Consider the following 23,695-nt stretch of genomic DNA (forward strand, 5'->3'; position numbering starts at 1 on the left):
TGTCCCATTGCGTACATTCTAAGCGGACAGCCCCTCATTGTCGAAGGTGTCGCCCTCGGCAATCTTCTTCCGAATATCCTCGGAGATAATCGGGACAAACGCTTCTGTAACGGTCTGTGTGCCGACATATTCACGGCTGATTATCATCTGCACTGGTGCTTTTGGCACGATACGCTTTCTCTTTTTATCTGCTTTCTTATCCTCGCCCATACTTAAATCTTCCTTTCCAGACAGGGCAGGGAAGAGTTTGGAAATGTCCCCGCCCTGCCAATCAGATACCATTAATCCTCGCTGTTTAATTCTTTCTGTAATGCTTTAAGGAGTGCCGCCGCTTCATCAGCGTTCAGCGTGATTCCCTTGCCGCACTTTTCACGGTTCGGGGAAAAGCTGCGGATGTCATACTTCGGCTCTTTCCCATTCCATGAAATGAGATTGATTTCCTTTGTGTAGCCACTGTCGCCCGTAGACAATACTGCGATTTCCTTTACGATTTCATACTGGATTTCTCTCATTCTCCATACCTCAACTCTCTGTATTTACTTCCCGAAAAAAGAAGATTAGCGGCTGTCACGGTTGCGTTTCCTCTGCAACTCACGCTCCAAAAGTTTGATGATGGTTTCCTCCATCTGCTTCGGCGTTGTGTTCTTCGGAAAGTATTTTTTCAGCTTGCTTGTGTTGATTTTCAAGGTTTCTTTCTGGTTGCCCTTTTCCTCCGTCATAATCGCAAATATCGTATCCATGTCAAGCCGCCCGCTCTGGCTTAACTGTTTCATCCGCTGTGCCTGTGAGAGTGAGGGCGTTGCTTCTTCGCTCTCCATCGTGGCAAAGAGGTTTTCCTGCTCGTCTTTCTTCAAGAAGGACAGTTCCACCGCAGGCGTGAGGGCGATTTTCCCCTCGTCCACCATCTGCAAAATCGGCGGTATCAGTTCCGTCAGGCGGATAAAACGCTGCACGGTCATCCTGCCCACGCCGAAGCCCTGTGCCACCTTGTCGTCCGTCCGCAACTTCGTCACAACTTGTGACGAGGTTAAGTCTGTGCGGAAACCCTGCCGCTTCATGGCTTCGGATTTCATCTTGTAAGCAAACGCCCGCTCCGATGGCAGGATATTCTCACGCTGCAAATTGCTGTCTACAAGGGTGATGATGGCTCGGTCACGGTCTAAGGGCAGGACAAACGCAGGCACGGTATTTATCCCTGCAAGTTCAGAAGCACGGACACGCCGCTGTCCTGCAATCACTTCATAACCGTCCCCGTCCTCTTTCGGGCGTGTGATTATCGGCGTGACAATGCCAAATTCCTTGATGCTTTCCGCTAACTCTGACAGTGTTTCATCTTCTGCCACATGAAACGGATTGTCGGGGAACGGGTACAAGTCTTTGGTCTTTAACACCTTAAAATCCTGTTTCTTCATTCACATATCTACCTTTCTTTCGCTCTGCTTCTATGATTTTTCTGCAATTCTTCCAACACTTCGGGCGGTATTTTTGACAGCAGCCGCCCCATCTGCTCGTTGGTTCTCTGCAATTCAAATATCTTCTGATTCGCTTTCTGCACCTTTAGTTCCTGCTCGTACTTTTCATCACGCATACGCCCCGCATAGTCTGATTCCTGCCCAATTCTCTCTTTCAAACTGTCGATATACGCCTGCTGTTTCCCGATTTCCTTAGAGAATTTCTCCACGTCTGGCAGCCATGCAGAGAGTAAATCTAACGCTTTATCCCTTTTCTTCCCTGCGTTAAAGGCGTTGATGTCGGATAGGGCAGACACGATTTCTTCATACTGTTTATCAAGCCTGCCGCCTAATTTATAGAGCCATGTGGGGACGTGTTTCCGCTTGGTTTCCATTGAGGACTGCCCCCGTTCAAGCTGATTCCACCGTGAGGACATCCGCTCATGGTAGGCGGTCTGCCACTCGGATAATGATTTCTGGTTGCCTAAGATAGCTTTCGCTGACAGCTTATTGTCTGGCGTAATCGGCACAAAGCAGAGGTGCATATGGGGCGTTCTCTCGTCCATATGGACGACAGCGGAGAGGATATTCTGCTTTCCAACACGCTCCGAAATGAAGTCAAGAGCCGTCTGGAAATACGCTTTTTGTTCTTCGGGCGGTAACTGGTTCATAAATTCTGGTGAAGCTGTGATGAGCGTTTCCACCATCATCACGCTGTCTTTCCTTGTCCTGCACCCCGCTTCGGCTACCATGCGGTTAATCTCTTTCTTGTAGGTGTACTTTGGTGGTGCTATGAGATGGTAATTGTTTTTAGAGCGTTCCATATCTATATCTGGGTTGCTTTTGTAGGCTTCTTTCTTCCGCTCGTTGTGGCGTTCACAAGCCGCAACGCCGCCCGCTTTTCGTTTCTGGAAACGCAGGATTGCATAAGGCATAGGCGGATTCCTCCTTTCTTTCGGCGGGTGACCGTCCTTTGGGGTGACAGCGGTGACGGTGGTGACAGCAGTTTTGGGATACCCCCTGCCGACTGCCGCAACTGTCACCCTCACCCCCTGCATGACGGTCATGTCGATGATGACGGTGTTTTTGGGATACCCCCCTCGCAAGAGCCGTCACCGTCATGCCGCCATTCTTTTATCCGAAGCCGTAAGGCGTAGGATAGCAGGGCACAGCCCTGCCTTAAGGGAGTCCAGAGGGAACGTCTGGCACACGACTTTGCAGGGCAAAGTGTAGTGTGTTACACCCTGTAAACGCAGTCGGAAAAATCGGAATGATTTTTCTGACCGCAGGGGTGGTTTTACACGACCGAAAAGGGCGAGTAAATCTCACGCCTGCATTTTGCGTTTACGGGGTGTTCTCCCGTAGGGATGACAGCGGCAGGGTATCCTAAAATCACTGTCACCACCGTCACTGCTGTCACCCGCAGGGCAGAGCCGCCAGCTTTACATGGCTTTAAGCGTCAATGACAGTAACAGGGGGGTATCCTAATATCGCTGTCACCACCATCACCGCTGTCACCCGCCCTCCTTGCAAGGGCAATCCGCCTGCCGTCTTTCCTGCGGCTGTACTGGTAGCAGATACGGTTCTCGCTTAAAAATGTGGTGCGGTATTCATTCAGCCATTTCGTAATCACCGTGGGTATGGTTTCCGTTTCCCCCATAGCGGCTAACAGTTCCGTTGCCGTGCCTATCCATTCTTCCTTATCCCTCATAAAATCCACCAACCGAAAAAGGACATCTGGTATCGTTTCTTTCGCAAGCTGCTCCTGCGTTTTCCGCTCCACAAGCTCCCAACGGCAATCACGGAAACGCAGCGTGTATTCCTGATAAGGCGTGTCCCTGCCCGTCACATACAGCTTGGCGGTGTCAGACGCACGTTTCTCCTTTTCCAGAACAAAGGTAGCGTCCGCACTCCCCGTTAATCCTGTCGTCCCAGACACCTTGTTGAACACGTCGCTGTCATTCTGCTTTCGGATGTGGTGTACGACAATGACCGCCAGAGAGTGCCTGTCGGCAAAGTCTTTGATGAGGGAGATGTCCCCATAGTCGCTTGCATAGGCATTGTCTTTTGAAGCTGTACGGACTTTCTGCAAGGTATCAATGACAATGAGCCTGCTGTCTGGGTAATCTTTCAGATAATCTTCAAGCTGCACGATAAGACCGTCTGACAGCTTGCAGCTTGCCACGGCAAAGTGGAGCCGCCCGCTTGCTTCGTCCGTCAAACGAAATAACCTGTCCTGTATGCGGCAGAACGTGTCCTCAAGGCAGAGGTAAAGCACATCGCCCTCCATTGTCGGCATATCCCATAAAGGGATTCCCTGCGACACGCATAAGCATAGCTTCAGCATGAGCCAGCTTTTGCCTATCTTCTGTGAGCCGCAGAACAGCGATAAGCCTGTCGGGATAAGGCTGTCCACCACAAAGGATGGTTTCTCAAGCGGTTCATAAAGGAGCGTTTCGGCGTTGACTGTCTGTAACTTCTGCATGGCTTTCCTCCTTTCGGGCGGTGTCTTTGTTTTCGTTGCACATAGGCGTTGACCTCCTTAAAAATAGATTTACTCCCACGGAAAAAAGTGAGAGTATGTAATGCCGCCAATCCCACACAAATAAAAAACAGATTTCTATTTCGGGCGGTGTCGGTCACGGTTGGAGATATTTCTTCAATTTCCGCCTTTACTTTCTCCTTTGCAATCGCAACAGATTTCTGTATTGCCGAAGCGGTGCAATGCTCCATAGCGGCGATTTGGTAAAAATTGAACTCATACTCGTAGTAGAGCAGGAAACGCCGCCTTTGTATCTCTGGAAGGCTCCCAACCGCCTTATAGAGCGTTTCATTCCGTTCTTCCTCAACCATGCGTTCATCAAGGCTCTTAGGCACACGCAACGCCCGTCTGTAAAGGGTTTCGTCCCATACCTCGTTAAACTCCCTGTGCCGCTCGTCCCATTAGAAAAGATTCCTGTTCCTGCGCTCCATCTGCCGAAACTCCATAAAGAACTGTTCCGACACTTCCAACTCGTGGGATTTGCCCTGCCCGTCCTTAAAGCTGATAAAATACCTTGTGCCGCTTTCCGTGGATTCCTCCCGAAGCGTGTATGCCTTAACCCTGTATGCCATCCTGTTGTCCTCCTGCAAAAAATGAGTGAGGGGATTTCCATCCCTCACCCAGTAGCCCGCAGGATGGCAGGCTGTTTTAGAAGCTATAAAATTTTCCGCAGCTTCTTCCGCAGATGGTCTAACCTCGCATAGATGGCACCAGTCGTCAAATGCACAAGCGGGGCAATCTCCTTTGTGGAATACCCCTGCATTTTCAGCAGGACGATTTTCAAGGTACGCCCGTCCACCGTGACTAATACTTGATAGAGATTTTCGCTCTCAATCTCTTCCAGTAACTCCGCAACCGTACCCACTTCCGCCTGCCGCTCCCTGCCTGCCATGTCCTCAAGATATTCCGCAACGTCATTCGTCCATCGGTAAAACCGCCTGTTGGAATTGAAGTCTGCCCTGTCCGCCATGCGTATCTGCTCAATGGTCGCTTCATCAACGCCGCACTCACGCAGCAGCTTTTCCTCCGCTTCTTTCCAGATACGCCATTTCCTGTCCTCCCGTCCGTGGTTGTATGCCATTCTTACTTCCTCCAATCAGAATTGATTGAGAGGGCAGAGAAAAGCCCCCTCATCTTCCCAAAGGAAAAAACAAGGGGGCTGAACGCCTTAAATTTTAATTTTCTATTATCTTTCTTAGTTTTATTAGGATTCTGGCTTTGCGTTTGTTTACAACGCTCTGGGTTATGCCCAACCTCGCCCCGACTTCACGCTCGGAAAGTCCGTCAAAAAAGATTGCCTGTATCAGCTCCTGTTCACTATCCGACAGCAAAGGCAGGGCGGCTTTCAGCCTGTCCACCATGACCGCATTGACAACGGTTTCTGCAATGTCCACCGCTTCATCAGTGATAAAGTCCAGAGGATTCCCCTCGCTGTCCGTAAATCCGTCGAGAGATAGCAGTCTATTCTTTGTATCTAATTTTTGCAGATAACGCCACCGTTCCTTGTCACGGTAGAAGTCTGTGTATTGCTCCCTCACGACTTCAAGCAGACAGCCTTGAATGGGGATAAACAGCTTGTCCATATAGGTCTGGTCGGATTCCCTGCAACGGCAGAACTCCGTGTAGGATAATTCCACATAGCCGCCACTTTCTCTGATATATACCTTTCTTGGTGCATATTTCACCATAAATACCTCCCATCTGAATTTTTGAAATGTAAAAAATCCAGATGGAGAGGCGGAGAACGACACCGCATATCAGAAACAGCCCTACGGCACTTTCCAACAAAAATCGACAAAAGAAAAACCGCAAAGGCTCTGTGACCTTTACGGTTATAGGAAATAGTAATTCTATTGTATGGAGATTGTACTTCTACTTTCAAGGTGAGAAGTACCGTTGCACTGGCAGAAATTTTTTTAACTGGTTTCCTGCCGTTCTCTGATATGCTATGTATTGATAAATTTTGCTTCGTATGAGCAGATAGATAACTGCCCGAAAAAAGGACATAAAAAAATCCCTCCAAATTTAAAAACAAATTCAGAGGGTAATTTAGGGTATAACAAAATAACCCACCCGAATATCGTTTTTTTTATTTGGTGAGTTTGTTCTTTCAAATACGAAACAAAAAGAGCCGATGATTCGTGAATTGTTCCACAATTTCATCGGCTCTGCGTCTTAAGCGTCTGGCTCTTTGATGACAGTTATCTTCAAGTTGTCAACTTTAATCAATCTTTCTTGTCTGCATTTTGGACAATAAAGGGGATAATTCTCCAAAACAGTGTCCTTCCTAATTTTATTACGGGTTTTGCTCCCACAAACAGGACACAATATCCATTCGCATTTCATCATAATTAGTCTCTAATCCTTTCAAATCTCATTTTATATGACTTTTGCAAGCTGTTAAGCTAACTTGTGGAACATATGCCGAACCTTATCTATACGGCTATTCGGGCGGCGGGGTTGGCAAATAAATTTACCAATAGCTGGCTGGTATCCTTTTAACTCTGTCAAGCAGACTCCCTGCCCATTTGTGAAATAAGTTAAATCGTTCCTGTATTCTTGAATACATCTAGCAGGGATTTCTCCTTTCAGAATGACCTCGTCATTCTTTATCTGAGTACTTACAATATCTGCACAATACCTTGGAGCATCATGATACGCCCGTGAGAGATATTCCTGCGGTGCATAAATTTCAAAGTGGAGATATGGCTCTAATAGTTCTGTCCCTGCTTTTTTTAAAGCCTGCTCCAATACGATAGGGGAAAGCAGCCGAAAGTCTGCGGGGGTACTTACAGGACTATAATACAATCCATATTCAAAACAGATTTTACAGTCTGTCACTTTCCATCCATACAGCCCCTGCTCGCAGCCATAAAGAACCCCCTCCATAACCGCATTTTGGAACGATTGATTTAAATATCCAAGTGAAACTCTGCTTTCATACTGCACTCCGCTTCCAATAGGGAGCGGCTCTATGGACAACCCGACAGAAGCCCAGAAAGGATTTGGCGGGACTTCTATGTGGATGGTATATTCTGCTTTTCTAAGCGGTCTTTCCATATATATAACAGTAGGCTCTTTTATTTCTGCCTCCACATGATATTTTTCCTCAAGGATGGCACAAATGACTTCCATCTGCACATTCCCCAAAAAAGAAAGTATAATCTCATGCGTTGTAGTATCCACATAATATTTTAAAAGAGGGTCGCCATCTGAAATTTCTGTAAGTGCCCCAAGCAATATTTCCCGCTGTTCAGATTTCTTTACTGCAATCGTTGTTTGGAGCATAGGGAGAGGATTTTCAATAAATTTTCTCTGCGGCAACAGTATTTCGTTCCCCAAAATACTGTTTAGCTGCAAAACATCATTTGGTAAAATTACAATATCACCAGAGCAGGCTGTATCGGATGAATATAATTCACCGTTTGTCGGAACACACATCTCTGTGATTTTTATTTTCTCTTTTTCAGATATTCTAATAACATCCCTCAAATGCAATGTTCCGCTATATATACGCACATAAACAAAACGCCGCCTTTTCTCTGAATATTCAATCTTAAAAACCTGCCCGCATAGTTCAGATTGACCTTCAGGCGTTGATGAATAAAATTTACTGGCAATTACTTCTATAAGCTGCCGAATCCCCAGATTGTTTTTAGCGCTTCCGTGATAAACGGGAAATAACGTTCCGTTTTGGAATCTCCTGTTTTCTTCCTGTTCCAGTTCTGACATTTTAAACGGTTTCCCTGACATATATTTCTCTAATAGTTCATCGTTTCCCATAATTACCGCATCCCACTGTTCCATATCGTCATTGTCCGTTACATTTATATGGGGATGCTGCCCAACCTTTTGCTTCACTATAATTTCCGAAGAAAGCTTTGCTTTCATTTCCCGATATACCATTGGCAAATCAATCCCCTCTTGGTCAATTTTATTGATGAAAAAAATTGTCGGAATCTTCATTATCTGTAGTGCATGAAACAGTATACGGGTCTGTGCCTGTATGCCATCCTTTGCAGAAACTAATAATACTGCTCCGTCTAATACGGATAAAGAACGGTATACTTCCGCCAAAAAATCCATATGGCCTGGCGTATCTATAATGTTGACTTTTACATCCTCCCACTGAAAAGATGTCACTGCTGTCTGGATAGTGATTCCCCTTTGACGCTCCAAATTCATTGTATCTGTCCTTGTTGTGCCTTCATCTACGCTCCCTAGTTCTGCAATTGCACCACTGGTATACAATAAACTTTCCGTTAATGTTGTCTTTCCTGCGTCAACGTGAGCCAGAATGCCTAAGTTAATTATTTTCATGTGATTTTCCTCCTATCAACACCCAAAAAAGGGCATAAAAATACCCAGTGATAAATACTCCTATCACTGGGTAAATAACTCCAATAGCCCCAAAACACTTATATGTTTTCGGGCATATAAAATTACATGATAAAAGTATTCTTAAACTGGGTACAAAAAACTAAGCCCCATATTAAAAGTGAAACGGGACTGCTACTTTTTGTTCCCACTATCAAATTGACAGTTTATTTAAGAATACCTTGCCGCATATTTATTAACTCCTTGTATAATACTGAATCTAATTATATTCCTTAACCCTTTATTTGTCAAGCTGACAAACTAAAGCAGAAAAAGCGGCAGGATTTCCCCCTGCCACTAATCATCTGTTTATGCAAAAATAATTTCCTTTTCCACAATCTCCCTCGCACAAGCCCTTATGTTATTGAGGCATCCTGTCCATTCTAAGGCGTTTTCTGCCTTTAGCTGTTCCGTTATGCCCTGTGCCTGTTTCATACCCTCTATGAGCCTTTCAAAGCGTTCCTGTGCCTGTCTGTTGATGTCGGCAAGGTAGGCGTTTAGCCTGCCGCTTGTAAGAAGATTGGTGTATGTAACTTTACGGTACTGTTTTAGATAATCTAAATGCCGTTGCCCCCAGATGCCTATTGCCTGTTCTTCTTCGGCGGGTACAGTTAAGCACGGTATCAAATAATCCCCTTGCCTTTCGTATTTGCCGCCCAGTTCCTCAAATAATGATTTTGCCATTGTCTGTTACCTCCACATTCTTTTTTATTTTGAATGTCCGCAAAATCCGTCCTACATCGATAAGACGGGGACACTCACAGAGGCGCGACCGACGGTACGAAAGGTGGTTTCTTTCTGTGAGCAGAGTGAGGATGAGCTGCTGAGAATGGCGGCCTGTCTGGAGGAACATTTTCCACATTCCATGGCAAAGGCTGTTGTGGAAGCCGCCAGAAAAAGAGGGCTGGAGCATGAAGAGATGCACAGCAAGGTCAATTATATTGTTGCACATGGAATTTCCTCCACGATCGAAGGAAAACGCGTGGTGATCGGAAGTCATCATTTTGTATTCGAAGATGAAAAATGCTCGGTCAGAGAACCGTGGATCCGACAGTTTGAAACACTTCCGGAAGAATGTTCTCTGCTCTATCTTGCCATTGAGCATGAGCTTGCTGCAGTTGTATGTATTGAAGATCCGCTGCGCAAAGAAGCGGCAGATGTAGTGCGTGCTTTGAAGGCAACAGGGCTTGAGAAAGTCGTGATGATGACAGGAGACAGTGAAAAAACAGCTGCTTCTGTGGCGAGAAGAGTTGGTGTGGATGCATATTATTCAGAAGTGCTGCCTGAGGATAAGGCAAAATTTGTGGAACAGGAGCGCGCATCCGGCCGTACGGTGATTATGATCGGCGACGGGATCAACGATTCTCCGGCATTGTCGGCAGCAAATGTGGGAATTGCAATTCGTGACGGTGCGCAGATCGCACAGGAAATTGCGGATATCACAATCTCGGCAGAAAACTTGTGGGAAATCGTAATGTTGAGAAGATTAAGCGAGGCGCTGATGCGGCGTATCCAGAAAAATTACAGAAGCATTGTCGGGATCAATGCTACTTTGATACTGCTTGGAGTCACAGGAATCCTGCAGCCTACGACGTCTGCACTGCTTCATAATATGTCTACGCTGACGATCAGCCTGACCAATATGAAAAACTTACTGGATGAAAACTAGTTATTGAGAAAAAATCGATAATAACCCTCTTGATTTTTTGAAATAGTTCCTATAGAATAAAACTAAGGTTAGTTACAACTAACAAACGGGAACACACAGGAAAATTCAGGAGGTGCGTATGAGTATTGTTATTATCGGAGGACATGACCGAATGGTCTGTCAGTATAAAAAAGTATGTCAGAAATATCAGTGTAAAGCAAAAGTGTTCACACAGATGTCAGGAAATCTGTCCAAAAAGATAGGAACTCCGGATCTGGTCGTTTTATTCACAAACACTGTTTCGCACAAAATGGTGCGGTGTGCAGTGGAAGAAGCAGGCCGCTGCAATGCAGAGATCATCCGCTGCCATACAAGCAGCAAAAACGCACTGGAAGATATCCTGGAAACTGCCTGTGCAGCAGTGTAAAAACGATCAGCTTCAAAAGAGCAAGATAGAAGAGAAATATAGAAAAATGTACAAAAAAGAGAGTATACGATACGAAATATGTATGGTATACTCTCTTTTGATATGAAAAAATGAGGGATGAGGGACATGAACATCAGAAAAAACTATAATCATACATTGAATGCCTGTTACCTTGGCTATATTACCCAGGCAATCGTGAACAATTTTGCACCGCTTCTGTTTCTGACATTTCAGAGTACATATGAGATTTCGCTGGATAAGATCGCACTTTTGGTATCCTTTAATTTTGGGGTGCAGTTGATCGTGGATCTGCTGGCCGCAAAATATGTGGACAAGATCGGATACCGCAACAGTGTGGTGGCAGCACATATTTTCGGAGCAGTTGGCCTGGTGGGACTGGCAGTGTTTCCGTCCGTTTTTCCGGATGCGTATGCAGGACTGCTTTTGGCAGTATTTTGTTATGCAATTGGAGGCGGATTGATCGAGGTGCTGATCAGTCCGATTGTAGAATCTTGTCCGACAGAGCGAAAGGCTGCTGCGATGAGTCTTCTGCATTCTTTTTACTGTTGGGGGCATGTAGGCGTGATTCTGATCTCGACTGCATTTTTTGCCATTGCGGGGATTGAGAACTGGAGGATACTGGCTGTGATCTGGGCAATCCTTCCGGCGTTGAATGCAGTATATTTTGGAATGGTACCGATTCAGGCAGAAGAGGAAGACGTTGAGGGAATTCCTGTGCGAGAATTATTTAAAATGAAAATTTTCTGGGTGTTGGTACTGCTGATGATCTGTGCAGGGGCATCTGAACAGGGAATGTCCCAGTGGGCGTCAGCATTTGCAGAATCAGGGCTGCATGTAGAAAAGGCAGTCGGGGACCTGGCGGGACCATGTCTTTTTGCACTGTTGATGGGAAGTTCAAGACTGCTCTATGCGAAGATGAGTGAGCGGATCTCATTGCCAAAAATGATGCTCTCAAGCGGGATTTTGTGCATTGTGAGTTATCTGCTTGCCGCATTGTCTCCAAATCCGGTGCTGGCGCTGCTGGGATGTGGGCTTTGTGGATTTTCTGTGGGCGTATTCTGGCCGGGAACCTTTAGTATGGCTGCAGCATCCTGTCCGAAAGGAGGGACTGCATTGTTTGCACTTCTGGCACTTGCGGGAGATCTTGGGTGTTCTTCCGGTCCGGGAGTGGTAGGCGTTGTATCAGGAGCATTTTCAGAGAATCTGAAGGCAGGACTTTTGGCAGCAATCGTATTTCCGGTTCTGCTGATCATTGGACTGCAATTGTTGAAAGAAGGAAGTCGAGAGAGAGGGGAAGTAAGATGAAAAAAGAGATGACAAATGATATGACTGTCGGAAGTCCGACAAAGCTGATCATTCAGTTTATGATTCCGATGTGTCTGGGAAATGTGTTCCAGCAGTTTTACAATATTGCGGATTCCATCATTGCAGGGCAGTTTTTGGGTGTCAATGCTCTGGCAGCGATCGGAAGTACCGGTTCATTGATGTTTTTTGTGACAGGATGGCTGCAGGGACTGACCAGTGGATTTGCAATTCTGGTATCGCAGTGGTTTGGAGCAAAAGATATGAAACGGATGCGCCATTATGTGGCAATGTCCATTTACCTGACGATTGCGTTTGCTGTGGTGATGACGATCGGATTTGAATTTGCCAATGAGCCGATTTTAAGGCTGATGAATTCTCCGGAAAATCTGATGGCAGATATCAAAGGATATATGGCAGTCATCTATGGCGGGCTGATCGTAACTGCGGCATACAATGCACTTGCGGCAGTGCTGCGGGCTTTGGGCGATTCCAAATCACCATTATACTTTCTGATCATTTCCGCGATTATCAATGTGGTTCTGGATATTGTATTTATCGTGAATTTTGGAATGGGCGTGGAAGGCTGCGGATATGCGACCGTGATCGCACAGGCTGTTTCTGCATTGTTGTGTCTGATTTATATTGTAAAAAAATTTCCGATCCTGCGGCTTTCGGAAGAAGATTTTCGGATTTCCTTTCAGAGCATGGGACGGCTTCTGGCATTGGGAATTCCCATGGGACTGCAGTTTTCTATTACGGCGATCGGAACGATCATTGTGCAGGGAGCGGTCAATATTTACGGAGCGGTATATATGGCAGGATTTTCAGCTGCAGGAAAACTGCAGAATATTATTGTGACAGTATTTACTGCGTTTGGCGCCACAGTTGCCACATATGTGGGTCAGAACCGCGGAGCCGGGAAAATGGATCGTGTACATAAGGGAGTACGATACACGCAGATCATGGTATTTGTCTGGAGTGCGGTCACAATGGTTTTGGTGTACTTCTTTGGAGAAGAGATGACATTGTTGTTTGTGAGCAAAACGGAGACAGAGGTACTTCATGCAGCGGAAGTTTATTTCCGGACGGTGTTCTGGGCATACCCGTTTTTAGGAAGTATTTTTATCTATCGAAATGCGCTGCAGGGAATGGGCTACGGTCTTGTTCCGATGCTTGGTGGTGTGTTTGAACTGGCGGCAAGAGCGCTGATCGTACTTTTGGTGGCAGGAAAGACGAGCTTTTTCGGTGTTTGCCTTGCAGATCCGGCGGCATGGATTTCGGCATTGATTCCATTGATTCCGTATTACATTTATGTGATGAAAAAATATGAAAAGCAGAAACAGCTGGAGGGATAGTGCATAAGAGAGGAGACAACAGGTGGAGAACATTCATCTGTTGTCTCTTTTTTGTCAGTTGTGTTGTGAAATGTGCAAGTTGTGCAAAAAAACTCAAAAAGAGAAGGACATGTGGTAAAGTATGAACATAGAAAGCCGGCCGGCACTATAGAGAATATGAGAATACGGGAGGAAGAAAAATGTTAGCGATTAACATGGCGGATGTGGTAAATGTATTGAATACATGTAAACCTTATCTGATTGGATTTGGTATTGTGCTTGCAATTGCACTGATTGTTCTGATTGCGGCATTTAAACTGAAAAAGACAAAAAGAAAACTGGTACGTTCACAGGCTGGAATTGCAATTCTGTTAGCATTGGTGATCGTAGTAAATATGATTTGCTGGGGACCGATGTCAAGCATGATCTCTCTTGCAACCGGAAACGGAACAATTTCAGAAGAGACATCAAATGAGGCAACCAAACTGGTAGAGAAGATTGCGGAAGAAGGAATTGTGCTTTTAAAGAATGAAGACAATATGCTTCCGATGGAAAATAATAAAAAGTTAAATGTATTTGGATGGGCATCGACAAATCCATGTTATGGTGGAACAGGTTCCGGTTCTTTATCTGATGCATATGAGACAGTATCTTTACTTCAGGGACTGGAAAATGCAGGATTTGAACTGAACTCAGAGCTTTCTGATTTCTACAAAGACTACCGTGCAGAGCGTCCGGAAGTCGGAATGTGGGAGCAGGACTGGACACTTCCAGAACCTACAGTAGATTCTTACAGTGAAGATTTGATCAAGAATGCACAGGATTTTTCTGATACAGCACTGGTTGTGATTACACGTGTAGGTGGAGAAGGTGCAGATCTTCCGACAGATGTAAGCAAAGTGACTTATACAGATAACTCAAAAGACTACAAAGACTTTGAGCCGGGAGAGCATTATCTGCAGCTGAGCCAGACAGAGAAAAATATGCTGGATATGGTATGCTCTGATTTTGACAATGTTGTAGTTGTATACAATGGTGCAAATGCAATGGAGCTTGGATTCTTAAATGATTATGAGCAAATCAAAGGTGCAGTATGGTGTCCGGGAACAGGACAGGCAGGATTCAATGGTCTTGGCGTGATTTTAAGCGGAGAAGTGAATCCGTCGGCAAAAACAAGTGATACATTTGTAAGAGATCTGACTGCAACACCGACAGCACAGAACTTTGGAAACTTTACATATGACAATATGGATGAGTATAAAGTAACACAGACAGGCTTTACAGGAAAAGAAGAGACAACAACTCCTTCTTTCATAAATTATGTAGAAGGAATTTATGTCGGATATCGTTTCTACGAGACAGCTGCCAGTGAAGGGCTCATCGATTATGATAAAACAGTACTGTATCCGTTTGGATATGGATTATCTTACACAACATTTACACAGGAAATGGGCAAGATTACAGAAAATGACGGAACAATTTCCTTTGATGTTACAGTTACAAACACAGGCGACACAGCAGGAAAAGATGTTGTAGAAGTATACTATAACCCGCCGTACACAAACGGAGGAATTGAAAAAGCATCTGCGAATCTGATCGCTTATGACAAAACAAAAAGCTTAGAGCCGGGTGAATCCCAGACACTGACAATTTCCTTTAAAGCAGAAGATATGGCATCATATGACTATCAGAAAGAAAAAGGATACGTTCTGGAAGCCGGTGATTATGAGATCAGCATCAACACGGATTCACATCACATCATTGAATCTGAAACTTATACAGTGGATGAAACAGTGAAGTATACAGGAGACAATAAACGTTCGACTGACCAGACAACTGTGGAAAATCAGTTTGACTATGCGGCAGGAGATGTTACATACTTATCCCGTGCAAACGGATTTGCAAATTATAAAGAAGCAACAGCAGCACCAGAGAGTCTTTCCATGTCAAAAGAGGCAAAGAAAGAATTTATCAACAACAGCAACTATAATCCGGAAGATTATAACAATGAAGAAGATAAAATGCCGGAAACAGGTGCAAAAAATGATATTGAACTGGCAGATTTAAGAGGTGTCGACTATGATGACGCAAAATGGGATGAACTGCTTGACAATATGACAATCAGTGATATGGATACTGTGATCGCTCTGGGCGGATATCAGACAGCAGCAGCTTCCAGCGTAGGAAAAATACAGACGATTGACTGTGACGGACCGGCATCTATCAATAACAACTTTACAGGAACAGGTTCCATCGGATTCCCGTCAGCGGTTATGATCGCATGTACATGGAATGATGAGATTGCAATGGAATTCGGAGAAAGCATCGGTAAAATGGCAGATGAAATGGGGGTATCCGGATGGTATGCTCCGGCAATGAATATTCACCGTTCTGCATTTGCAGGCCGTAACTTTGAATACTATTCAGAAGATGGACTGTTATCCGGAAAAATTGCTGCAAATGCAGTAGTAGGTGCAGAAAAATACGGCGTGTATGCATATTTGAAACACTTTGCCCTGAACGATCAGGAGACAAACCGTACAAGTATGCTCTGTACATGGTCAAATGAGCAGGCAATCCGTGAGATTTATCTGAAACCATTTGAAATCTGCGTGAAAGAAGGAAAAGCAAAAGCAGTGATGTCTTCTTTCAACTATATCGGTACAAGATGGGCAGGAGGCTCAGAAGAACTGTGCAATACCGTACTCCGTGACGAATGGGGATTCCAGGGATTTGTTCTGACAGATTACTTTGGTGTATATGGATACATGAACTCTGACCAGGGTATCAGAAATGGTACAGATGCAATGCTTGTTGCATATGATACAGAAACAAACCATGTAAAAGATCAGAAGAGCGCAACTGGTGTTGAAGCAATGCGTCAGGCTTGTAAAAATATTATGTACACTGTAGTAAACAGTCGTGCATATGATGCGGAAAATCTGGAAACAGGTCTGATGACATGGCAGATTGCAGCAATTGCAGCAGATGTTGTACTGGGTGTGGGAATTCTTGCACTTGAAATCGTGGCAATCAAACGCTTCCGCAAACGCCTTGCAGAAGAGAAGGCAGCTGTAGCAGTTGAGAACTAAGCAATAGCGAGGAGATAGAAATGGAAAACACGGCAAAGAAAGGCTTCTGGGGGACTTTTAAAGAAAAACACCCGGCAGTTGCACAGTTTATCGTATTCTTTATTATCAGCAATGGAGTGACAGTACTTCAGATGATCATGATGCCGGCAATTAAATATGCGTTTGGTTTTACATCCCTTGTCAATACGAATTTTCAGATTCTGCCAATCGGACATAATCTGGACGGCAGCGTCTACTATGTATTTGATTATGCTTCCGGAGCAATCAGCTCCGGAGGCGGCGGAGGACTTGCATATTTCCTTGCAGTGGAGATCACACTTTTTCTGGCGCAGGTTATCAATTTTTTCCTGCAGCGGAACGTGACTTTCAAATCCAATGCAAGTGTAGTCAAAGCGGCAGTATGGTATTTCATTGCCTGGGTATTGATCTCTGTAGGCGCAGCGGCACTGCAGGGACTGTATAAAACACCAATCTATGATTTCTTTATGGGAATGATGGGAGAAGGTGCGGGAATGACAGTAGCTGATATTATCACAATGCTGATCAACTGTGTGATTTCGTTCTGGGTATTCTTCCCGATTATGAAGATCATATTTAAAGAGAAAGAAGCATAAAAACAGAGAGTTATTGCAATCGGGCAATAACTCTTTTTTTAGAAAAAATTTTTATTTTATTTATAGATTCACCAGAAATTCTATGTTAGACTATAGCTATATCGGATGCCAAACACGCTGATATCACAGCAGTCGAAAAATCTTTCAGGCGTATTGCCTTATCTTAAGCATCCAGATTCAAATCAGTATTCTGATTCAGGAGCAGTTTCAAAAAAATCAATCAATCAACAAAAGGAGAAGTATGTGTATGTCAGAAACATTAAAACAATTATTTCCGAATATTCGGACCGAAGAAGCAATTATAGGAGAGATCAAGAGTGATGAGAATCTGCTCGCAGAATATGAGAGCTGGACAGAACTACAGCAGAGAGATTTTCTGAAGTTCTGTTCAGGGATGCGGGGAGTCAAGGTGTTGTATGACGGGTTTGGAAAGGAGATATTAAGCCCGATCTATCATCCGGAGCGACTGGAGGAGCTGTTGTCCTGTATCCTGGAGACAGAAGTGAAGATCCGTCAGGTTATACCAAGTGACGGAACGAGAATTGCAGATGAGCAGAGTCTTGTTATTATGGATATTGTGGTAGAGCTCATGGATGGAAGTCTGGCGAATGTAGAGATTCAGCGTATCGGATATCTTTTTCCGGGAGAGCGGTGTGCGTGCTATTCCGCCGATCTGCTTCTTCGGCAGTATAAGAGTGTCAAGAGCAGAAAAAAGAGAAATTTTACATATCGTGATGTGAAAAATGTATATACAATCGTATTTATCGAAAAAAGTACAAAAGAATTTCAGGAATTTCCGAATACCTATATCCATCGGGCAAAGCAGCAGTTTGATACCGGACTTTCTGTGAATCTGCTGCAGGAATACGTTTTGGTGCCGCTTGACATTTTCCGGAAAACCACGCACAATAAAATTATCGAAAACAAGCTTGATGCATGGCTTACCTTTTTAAGTAATGATACTTCGGAAAAAGTAAAAGAGCTGGTCGAAAAGTATCCCGAATTTAGAGACATGTATCAGGAAATTTATGACATTTGTGAGAATGTAGAAGAGGTGGTACGTATGTTTTCAAAAGAATTGCAGGAACTGGACCGTAATACGGTGAAGTTTATGATTGAAGAGCAGGAGAGAGAAATTAAGGCGCAGAAGGAGCAGCTAAGGCAGAGTGAAGAAGAGTTGCAGAAGAATCAGGAGCAGCTGAAGAAGAATGAAGAAGAGTTGCAGAGGAGTCAGGAGCAGCTGAAGCACAGTGAAGAAGAGTTGCAGAGGAGTCAGGAGCAGCTGAAACACAGTGAAGAAGAGTTACAGAAGAATCAGGAGCAGTTAGCACAAAAGGATGCACAGATTGCCAGACTTCTGGCTCAGATTGAAGAGAAAGATACGTAGTTGTTGGTCCATTTATGATGATAGAACAACCAGTTGTGCAGAAATCTCCCCGTTTCTACGGATTTGTGATAGAGTAGTCTTCAGAAAAATGAAGAGATAAAGAAGTGAAAGGTGAGAGATATGAAACACGCAGAAATCATTGCGAAAATGACAGTTGAAGAGAAAGCAGCGATATTGAGTGGAGCGTCCGAGTGGGAGTCAAGAGAGATCAAACGACTTGGAATTCCGGCGGCGTTTTTTTCAGATGGTCCTCATGGAGTGAGGAAACAGGAAGGAGAAGGAGACCATCTCGGATTGAATGCATCTGTTCCGGCTACCTGTTTTCCGACGGCAGCTACGATTGCGAACAGTTGGGACGAATCGTTGGGTGAAGAGATTGGAAAGGCTCTTGGAGAAGAAGCATCAGCATTAGGCGTAGATGTACTTTTGGGACCGGGACTGAACATTAAGCGCAGCCCTCTGTGTGGAAGGAATTTTGAATATTTTTCTGAAGATCCTTATCTGGCGGGAAAGATGGCTGCATCTTATGTAAGAGGAATCCAGAGTCAGGGAATCTATGCATGTCCGAAGCATTTTGCGGTTAACAGCCAGGAGCTTCGCAGGATGGCAATGAATTCGGTATTGGATGAACGGACACTGAGGGAGATTTATCTGACTGGGTTTGAAATTGCGATTAAAGAAGGAAAAGCAAAATCCATCATGACCAGTTATAACGAGGTCAATGGAGTCTATGCAAATGAAAATGAGCATTTGTTAAAAGAAATTTTAAGAGAAGAGTGGGGATTTGACGGACTTGTAGTCACTGACTGGGGGGCTTCGAACGACCATGTAAAAGGAGTTGCCTGTCGATCTAATCTTGAGATGCCGGCGCCGGGACTGGATGCGGCACGAGAAGTTCTGGCAGCGTTAGAAGAGGGAAGCCTTTCCATGGAAGAACTGGATCAGTGTACGGACGATCTTCTGGATGCAGTACTGACACTGGCAAAGAACAGAGAAAAGCGTGTGCGTGAATTTGACAGAGAAGCTCACCATACGCTTGCGAAAAAAGCTGCAAGAGAGAGTATTGTGATGCTCAAGAATGAAGAAAAACCGTTCCAGCTGCTTCCTCTCAAAGAAAATACAAGAGTGGCACTGATCGGAGACTTTGCATCTGTTCCTCGTTACCAGGGGGCAGGTTCTTCTCTGGTGAATCCAACGAAAGTAGAAACAATGGAGCAGATGATCAGCAGCTATCCGATTCAGTGTATCGGTACAGCGAAAGGATATCAGAGAACAGGAGAAGCAGATGAAGTACTGAAAAAGGAAGCAGTGAATCTTGCAAAGATGGCAGATGTGGTTATTTACTGCTTCGGTCTGGATGAATTGAGCGAATCAGAAGGTCTGGATCGTACGCATATGCGGATTCCGCAGAATCAGGTGGAGCTTCTGGAAGCAATGGCAAAAGTAAACTCCAATATTGTAGGTGTATTAAGTGCGGGATCTGCAGTTGAGATGCCGTGGCATTCCTGCTGTAAGGCATTGCTGCACGGATACCTTGGCGGACAGGCTTCTGCAGGAGCCATGCTGGATGTGCTGACCGGAAAAGCCAATCCGTCCGGAAGACTCAGTGAGACATATCCGGTTCGCTATGAAGATACTCCGGCATTTAAATATTTTCCAAGTACAGAGCGTAATTCGGAATATCGGGAGAGTCTGTTTGTTGGATATCGTTACTATGATACAAGTAAAGTGAGAGTGCAGTATCCGTTTGGATATGGTCTGTCGTATACATCGTTTGAATACTCAGACTTGAGAGTAACGGCGGATGGAGTTGAATTTGTACTGACCAATACCGGAAAGATGGATGGTGCGGAAGTAGCTCAGATGTACGTATGTGCACCGAAAGGAAAGATCTTCCGTCCGGATAAAGAATTAAAAGGATTCGCAAAAGTATTCCTGAAAGCAGGAGAAAGCAGAAAAGTACAGATTTTGTTTGATGATAAGACATTCCGTTACTGGAATGTAGAGACAGACAGCTGGGAAAAGGAAGCAGGAAGATATGAAATCTGTATTGGCGCATGTGCATTGGATATCCGATTGAGAGAGACACTGGAAATAGAAGGAACAACTGACACAATGCCATATGATGCTGAAAAGATGCTGTCATATTTTTCGGGAATTATCAGAGATGTACCGGATGCAGAATTTGAAGCACTTCTGAAGCAACCGATCCCGGATGGAAAGTGGAGCGGTGAACTGGGAATGAATGACGCGATCTGCCAGATGTATTATGCAAAGAGCAGACTGGCAAGAATGATCTACAAGATTCTCACAAACCTGAAAAAGAAAAGTGAGGATAAGGGAAAACCGGATCTGAATATCCTGTTTATTTATAATATGCCGTTCCGAGGGATTGCAAAGATGACGCATGGGGCGGTCAGCATGAAAATGGCAGAGGGTATGGCGGAAGTGGTCAACGGACATTTCATGAAAGGTATGAAAAAAGTACTCGGCGGTTTCTTTGAGAACCGAAAAGCAAATAAAGAATATGAGAAAAAGCTGGGAACCGGAAAATAAGGAACTTGCGAATAAGCAAAAGGAGAAAGCCAAATCAGGACTTTCTCCTTTTGTGTTTAAGATTCTACAGGAATCAGCACCTGCAGGGTAAACCAGTTGTCTTCTGCGTGAAGTGTCATAGAGCCGCCATATTTGCGGGCTGCCTGCTGAATGCTTTTCAGTCCGTATCCGTGATAACCTGCGTTTTGCTTTGTTGTAGTCGGAAGTTGATCCGGTTTTAAAGAAAGCGAAGTTTCCGTATAGTTTTCACATTGAATCATCAATAATTGATTTTTCTGATACATAGACAGTGTGATCAGACGCTTTTCAGGGTCATCAAACTGGGAAACACATTCAATTGCATTGTCCAGTGCATTTCCAAAGATAGAGCAAATATCTTTGACATGCATAAAAGAAATCAGTTTTCCGTCAGCCATGCAGGTGAATGTAATATGCTTCTGCATACAGTAAGTGCTTTTGGTAGTCAGAACGACGTCCAGTACGCTGTTTCCTGTATTTGTGAGCGCTTCCTGTGTGTGGATCGCCTCCTCCATTTCCAGAAGATACTGTTCTTTTTTCTTGGGATCCTGTTCAGAACGGATCGCGATCATATAATGTTTCAGATCATGAAATTCTCTTCGTAAAAGTTCAATATTATCGATGGAAAGCCGATACTGGTCATACTGGCGCTGGAGAACAATATTCATGGCCTGATTTTCACTTCTCATACGAAGTTCTTCCCGTTTTTCCTGCATGGAAAAAAGCATGACAAGTCCCCCGAAATCTACCAGTGTCCGCACATACAGGATGGAACTTGTGGCACTGGAAAACGGCGTATTTGGTATGACGAAGCTGATGTTGCTGATGGCAAATGCTCCAAGTGCAATGAGAATTGCGCTTAGGAGTTCTTTTCCATTGACCAGCAGGCGCTCGTCAGTCGGAAAATGTCCTCTTTCCAGAAAGTAATATCCGATATAAATGCCTGTGTATAAGAGCAGCATGGTCAAAGTCGAGAATAACCGACTGTTTTTGGCGTAATTCAACGCCCACCAGACATAAAGCTGCCAGTGAAAGGACGCGGTAAATTCTGCCAGAACCAGTGCCTGTGCGCAGCAGAATCCGGCATCCAGCCAGGTAGTATCGCAGAGCAGATGCAGAAGGAGGCACATCAGAAATGCGGCTCCGATCATGCAGGGAATCCAAAAATAAATAGGAAGAGTTCCTGCAAATTCCTGATAAGCGATAAATACGAGCAAGCTTCCGGCAAGGGAAACCGGCAGTTTCCACCCGGTTACCTTTCGCCGTAAGAGAAGGACGTACAGGATGCAGGCACCCCATTCAGCAAGGGCGGTATAAATCCGGGGAGTGTCCATCAGTGCGTCTAAATTCATCGGTGTACACCTCCTATATAATCAGTCAAAGCTTCCAGAAACACTTTCTTTTTTGCACGGCTGACAGGAAGTGTCGTGGAATCAGATAACAGGACATTGTTTTGTACAATACCGGTCACATGCATCAGGTGGATAAGATATGCGTTATGGCATTTGGAAAATCCTTTGTCTTTTAAAAGCGCTTCCACCTTTTTCATTGGACCGGCAGTGAGAAAATCCCCTTTTTCGGTATGGAACAGAATGTTGTGGCGCTGGCTTTCGATGTAATAAATCTGACTGATATCCAGGCGCATCTGTCCGCCTTCCACTTCGATCGTCATATAATCTTTTTGCTGTTTTTGCTTCACCTTTTTGACAGCTTTTCCGAGAATCTGAGAAAATGCAAGATAGGCGACCGGTTTTACAACATATCCCAGGGCGTCTACCAGATATCCCTGAACTGCGAACTGGATCGTAGAGGTAATAAAGATAAAAGATACATCTTCATCCAGTTCCCGGATTTTTTCAGCAGTCTTCATGCCGTCCAGATGTTTCATCTGGATATCGAGAAGAATGATATCGTAGTCTGCTTTATATTCACTTACAATGTCCAGACCATCGTGAAAGACGGAAATCTGGAAGGAAAGGGAATGTTCGGTTTCATATTGTTTCAGATACCCGGTGAGTACCTGTACATAAGAATCTTCATCTTCAACAATTGCAATTCGGATCATAGTCTCTCCTTTTTGTTTTTTATCATTTATTGGAATCAGTACTATTTTATCGGAATCCGGCAAAAAAAGCAATTCTTGTTACGATTGCGTATGGATAGGCGGGGGATTGGTGTGAACAGGAAAGAAAGCAGGTTGAAATTCCTAAAAAAGCCAAGTATAATAAAAATGCTGAAAAACAAAGAAGAGAGGTTTTTGAGTGAAGGAGGTAAGTATGGCCGAACAATATCATGGTATGGCAATTGGAATATTTGAACTGGACAGTGAGTGCGCATGTTTTGTGGCACTGGATGCGGCGGCAAAGGCAGCAGCAGTACAGATTCAGGGAGTGGAGAGAAACCGTCTGGGAGCAGGTGCCTGTGTAAAGATGCGGGGAAGTATTTCGGATGTGAAAGCTGCGATGGAAGTGGCGATCCGGACGGCAGAGCCAATCGCAAAGGTTGTTTCACACACGGTGATTGCATCCCCGTCAGAGGAGACAGAAACGGCGATTGCAATGACGATTACAAAATAAGGAGAGATTAATATGACATACGGAGCATTTGGACTGGTAGAAGTCCTTGGGGAGGCAAATGCGGTTCTGGTACTGGATCGGATGTTAAAGACTGCAGAAGTTTTTTATGAAACACAGGATACAAAGTGCGGCGGACATGCCCTGATTTTTGTAAGCGGAAGCGTATCAGCTGTTACAGCGGCAGTGGAGAGTGTAAAGTTGGCACCACCGTGTAAAGTATTTCAGACGGCGGTGATCTCCAATCCATCCCAGGAGATGGTTCAGATTGTAGAAGGTTTCAAAGCCAGAAATAAAAAGTAAAAGAGCGTATGAAAAAGGACAGCAGCCGTATGGGAAGCTGTCCTTTT

Annotated in this window: 20 protein-coding genes and 3 pseudogenes; 10 read left to right on the forward strand and 13 right to left on the reverse strand. The window is 44.6% G+C overall.

The window, feature by feature from the left end; translation table 11 throughout:
* Positions 1-18: 18 nt before the first annotated feature.
* From FXV78_RS11555 to FXV78_RS11615, 11 genes and pseudogenes are all read right to left on the reverse strand, one after another.
* A complete protein-coding gene (locus FXV78_RS11555) occupies positions 19-210 on the reverse strand; it encodes a hypothetical protein (RefSeq protein ID WP_001820669.1) in 192 nt (63 codons plus the stop codon).
* 71 nt (positions 211-281) lie between these two features.
* A complete protein-coding gene (locus tag FXV78_RS11560) occupies positions 282-512 on the reverse strand; it encodes a YdbC family protein (protein ID WP_001206986.1) in 231 nt (76 codons plus the stop codon).
* Positions 513-557: 45 nt separating this feature from the next.
* Positions 558-1,412, reverse strand: coding sequence for a ParB/RepB/Spo0J family partition protein (locus tag FXV78_RS11565; protein ID WP_000743700.1), 855 nt, complete (start codon positions 1,410-1,412; stop codon positions 558-560).
* 8 nt (positions 1,413-1,420) lie between these two features.
* Complete coding sequence (mobV, locus tag FXV78_RS11570) at positions 1,421-2,386, reverse strand: MobV family relaxase (RefSeq protein WP_001820668.1); 966 nt, start codon at positions 2,384-2,386, stop codon at positions 1,421-1,423.
* 517 nt (positions 2,387-2,903) lie between these two features.
* Positions 2,904-3,936, reverse strand: a pseudogene (locus FXV78_RS11575) (AAA family ATPase).
* 154 nt (positions 3,937-4,090) lie between these two features.
* Positions 4,091-4,565 (reverse strand): annotated as a pseudogene (locus tag FXV78_RS11580) (RNA polymerase sigma factor).
* An 83-nt stretch (positions 4,566-4,648) separates the two neighbouring features.
* Complete coding sequence (locus tag FXV78_RS11585) at positions 4,649-5,074, reverse strand: RNA polymerase sigma factor (RefSeq protein WP_000323895.1); 426 nt, start codon at positions 5,072-5,074, stop codon at positions 4,649-4,651.
* A gap of 94 nt (positions 5,075-5,168) precedes the next feature.
* Positions 5,169-5,678, reverse strand: a complete 510-nt coding sequence (locus tag FXV78_RS11590; RefSeq protein ID WP_105116765.1) for a sigma-70 family RNA polymerase sigma factor — start codon at positions 5,676-5,678, stop codon at positions 5,169-5,171.
* A gap of 490 nt (positions 5,679-6,168) precedes the next feature.
* Complete coding sequence (locus FXV78_RS11605) at positions 6,169-6,342, reverse strand: cysteine-rich KTR domain-containing protein (protein ID WP_002779755.1); 174 nt, start codon at positions 6,340-6,342, stop codon at positions 6,169-6,171.
* Between the two features lie 51 nt (positions 6,343-6,393).
* Positions 6,394-8,313: a tetracycline resistance ribosomal protection protein Tet(O) gene (gene tet(O) / locus FXV78_RS11610; RefSeq protein WP_000691758.1), complete on the reverse strand. Its 1,920-nt coding sequence runs from the start codon at positions 8,311-8,313 to the stop codon at positions 6,394-6,396.
* Positions 8,314-8,679: 366 nt separating this feature from the next.
* A complete protein-coding gene (locus FXV78_RS11615) occupies positions 8,680-9,054 on the reverse strand; it encodes a TnpV protein (protein WP_001129922.1) in 375 nt (124 codons plus the stop codon).
* A gap of 58 nt (positions 9,055-9,112) precedes the next feature.
* Between FXV78_RS11615 and FXV78_RS11620 the strand changes: the two are divergent.
* From FXV78_RS11620 to FXV78_RS11655, 8 genes and pseudogenes are all read left to right on the forward strand, one after another.
* Positions 9,113-10,039 (forward strand): annotated as a pseudogene (locus tag FXV78_RS11620) (HAD-IC family P-type ATPase); the annotation flags it as partial.
* A 118-nt stretch (positions 10,040-10,157) separates the two neighbouring features.
* Positions 10,158-10,445, forward strand: a complete 288-nt coding sequence (locus FXV78_RS11625; protein WP_004844625.1) for a DUF2325 domain-containing protein — start codon at positions 10,158-10,160, stop codon at positions 10,443-10,445.
* 126 nt (positions 10,446-10,571) lie between these two features.
* Positions 10,572-11,771 (forward strand): MFS transporter, encoded by a 1,200-nt coding sequence (locus FXV78_RS11630; RefSeq protein WP_009245276.1) that lies wholly within the window; start codon positions 10,572-10,574, stop codon positions 11,769-11,771.
* Complete coding sequence (locus FXV78_RS11635) at positions 11,768-13,126, forward strand: MATE family efflux transporter (RefSeq protein WP_004844622.1); 1,359 nt, start codon at positions 11,768-11,770, stop codon at positions 13,124-13,126. The genes FXV78_RS11630 and FXV78_RS11635 overlap by 4 nt, the downstream gene beginning before the upstream one ends.
* Before the next feature lie 179 nt (positions 13,127-13,305).
* Positions 13,306-16,197: a glycoside hydrolase family 3 C-terminal domain-containing protein gene (locus tag FXV78_RS11640; protein WP_004844620.1), complete on the forward strand. Its 2,892-nt coding sequence runs from the start codon at positions 13,306-13,308 to the stop codon at positions 16,195-16,197.
* A gap of 20 nt (positions 16,198-16,217) precedes the next feature.
* Positions 16,218-16,811 (forward strand): hypothetical protein, encoded by a 594-nt coding sequence (locus tag FXV78_RS11645; RefSeq protein WP_004844619.1) that lies wholly within the window; start codon positions 16,218-16,220, stop codon positions 16,809-16,811.
* Positions 16,812-17,058: 247 nt separating this feature from the next.
* Positions 17,059-18,198, forward strand: coding sequence for a PD-(D/E)XK nuclease family transposase (locus FXV78_RS11650; RefSeq protein WP_004844618.1), 1,140 nt, complete (start codon positions 17,059-17,061; stop codon positions 18,196-18,198).
* Between the two features lie 120 nt (positions 18,199-18,318).
* Entirely contained in the window at positions 18,319-20,754 is a 2,436-nt protein-coding gene (locus FXV78_RS11655) for a glycoside hydrolase family 3 C-terminal domain-containing protein (protein ID WP_004844617.1), read from the forward strand.
* A 56-nt stretch (positions 20,755-20,810) separates the two neighbouring features.
* Here FXV78_RS11655 and FXV78_RS11660 read toward each other — a convergent pair whose 3' ends face one another.
* Both FXV78_RS11660 and FXV78_RS11665 read right to left on the reverse strand, forming a co-directional pair.
* Positions 20,811-22,124 carry an ATP-binding protein gene (locus tag FXV78_RS11660; protein WP_004844616.1) on the reverse strand — a complete coding sequence of 438 codons (1,314 nt, stop codon included), beginning with the start codon at positions 22,122-22,124 and terminating at the stop codon, positions 20,811-20,813.
* Positions 22,121-22,837: a LytR/AlgR family response regulator transcription factor gene (locus FXV78_RS11665; protein ID WP_023923766.1), complete on the reverse strand. Its 717-nt coding sequence runs from the start codon at positions 22,835-22,837 to the stop codon at positions 22,121-22,123. Before FXV78_RS11665 ends, FXV78_RS11660 begins: the two co-directional genes overlap by 4 nt.
* 211 nt (positions 22,838-23,048) lie before the next feature.
* On the opposite strand from FXV78_RS11665, the gene FXV78_RS11670 reads away from it, so the two are divergent.
* Both FXV78_RS11670 and FXV78_RS11675 read left to right on the forward strand, forming a co-directional pair.
* Positions 23,049-23,348: a BMC domain-containing protein gene (locus FXV78_RS11670; protein ID WP_004844613.1), complete on the forward strand. Its 300-nt coding sequence runs from the start codon at positions 23,049-23,051 to the stop codon at positions 23,346-23,348.
* A 12-nt stretch (positions 23,349-23,360) separates the two neighbouring features.
* Entirely contained in the window at positions 23,361-23,648 is a 288-nt protein-coding gene (locus FXV78_RS11675; protein WP_004844612.1) for a BMC domain-containing protein, read from the forward strand.
* Positions 23,649-23,695 lie beyond the last annotated feature (47 nt).

Source organism: Mediterraneibacter gnavus ATCC 29149 (genome assembly GCF_008121495.1).
Lineage (GTDB): Bacteria > Bacillota > Clostridia > Lachnospirales > Lachnospiraceae > Mediterraneibacter > Mediterraneibacter gnavus.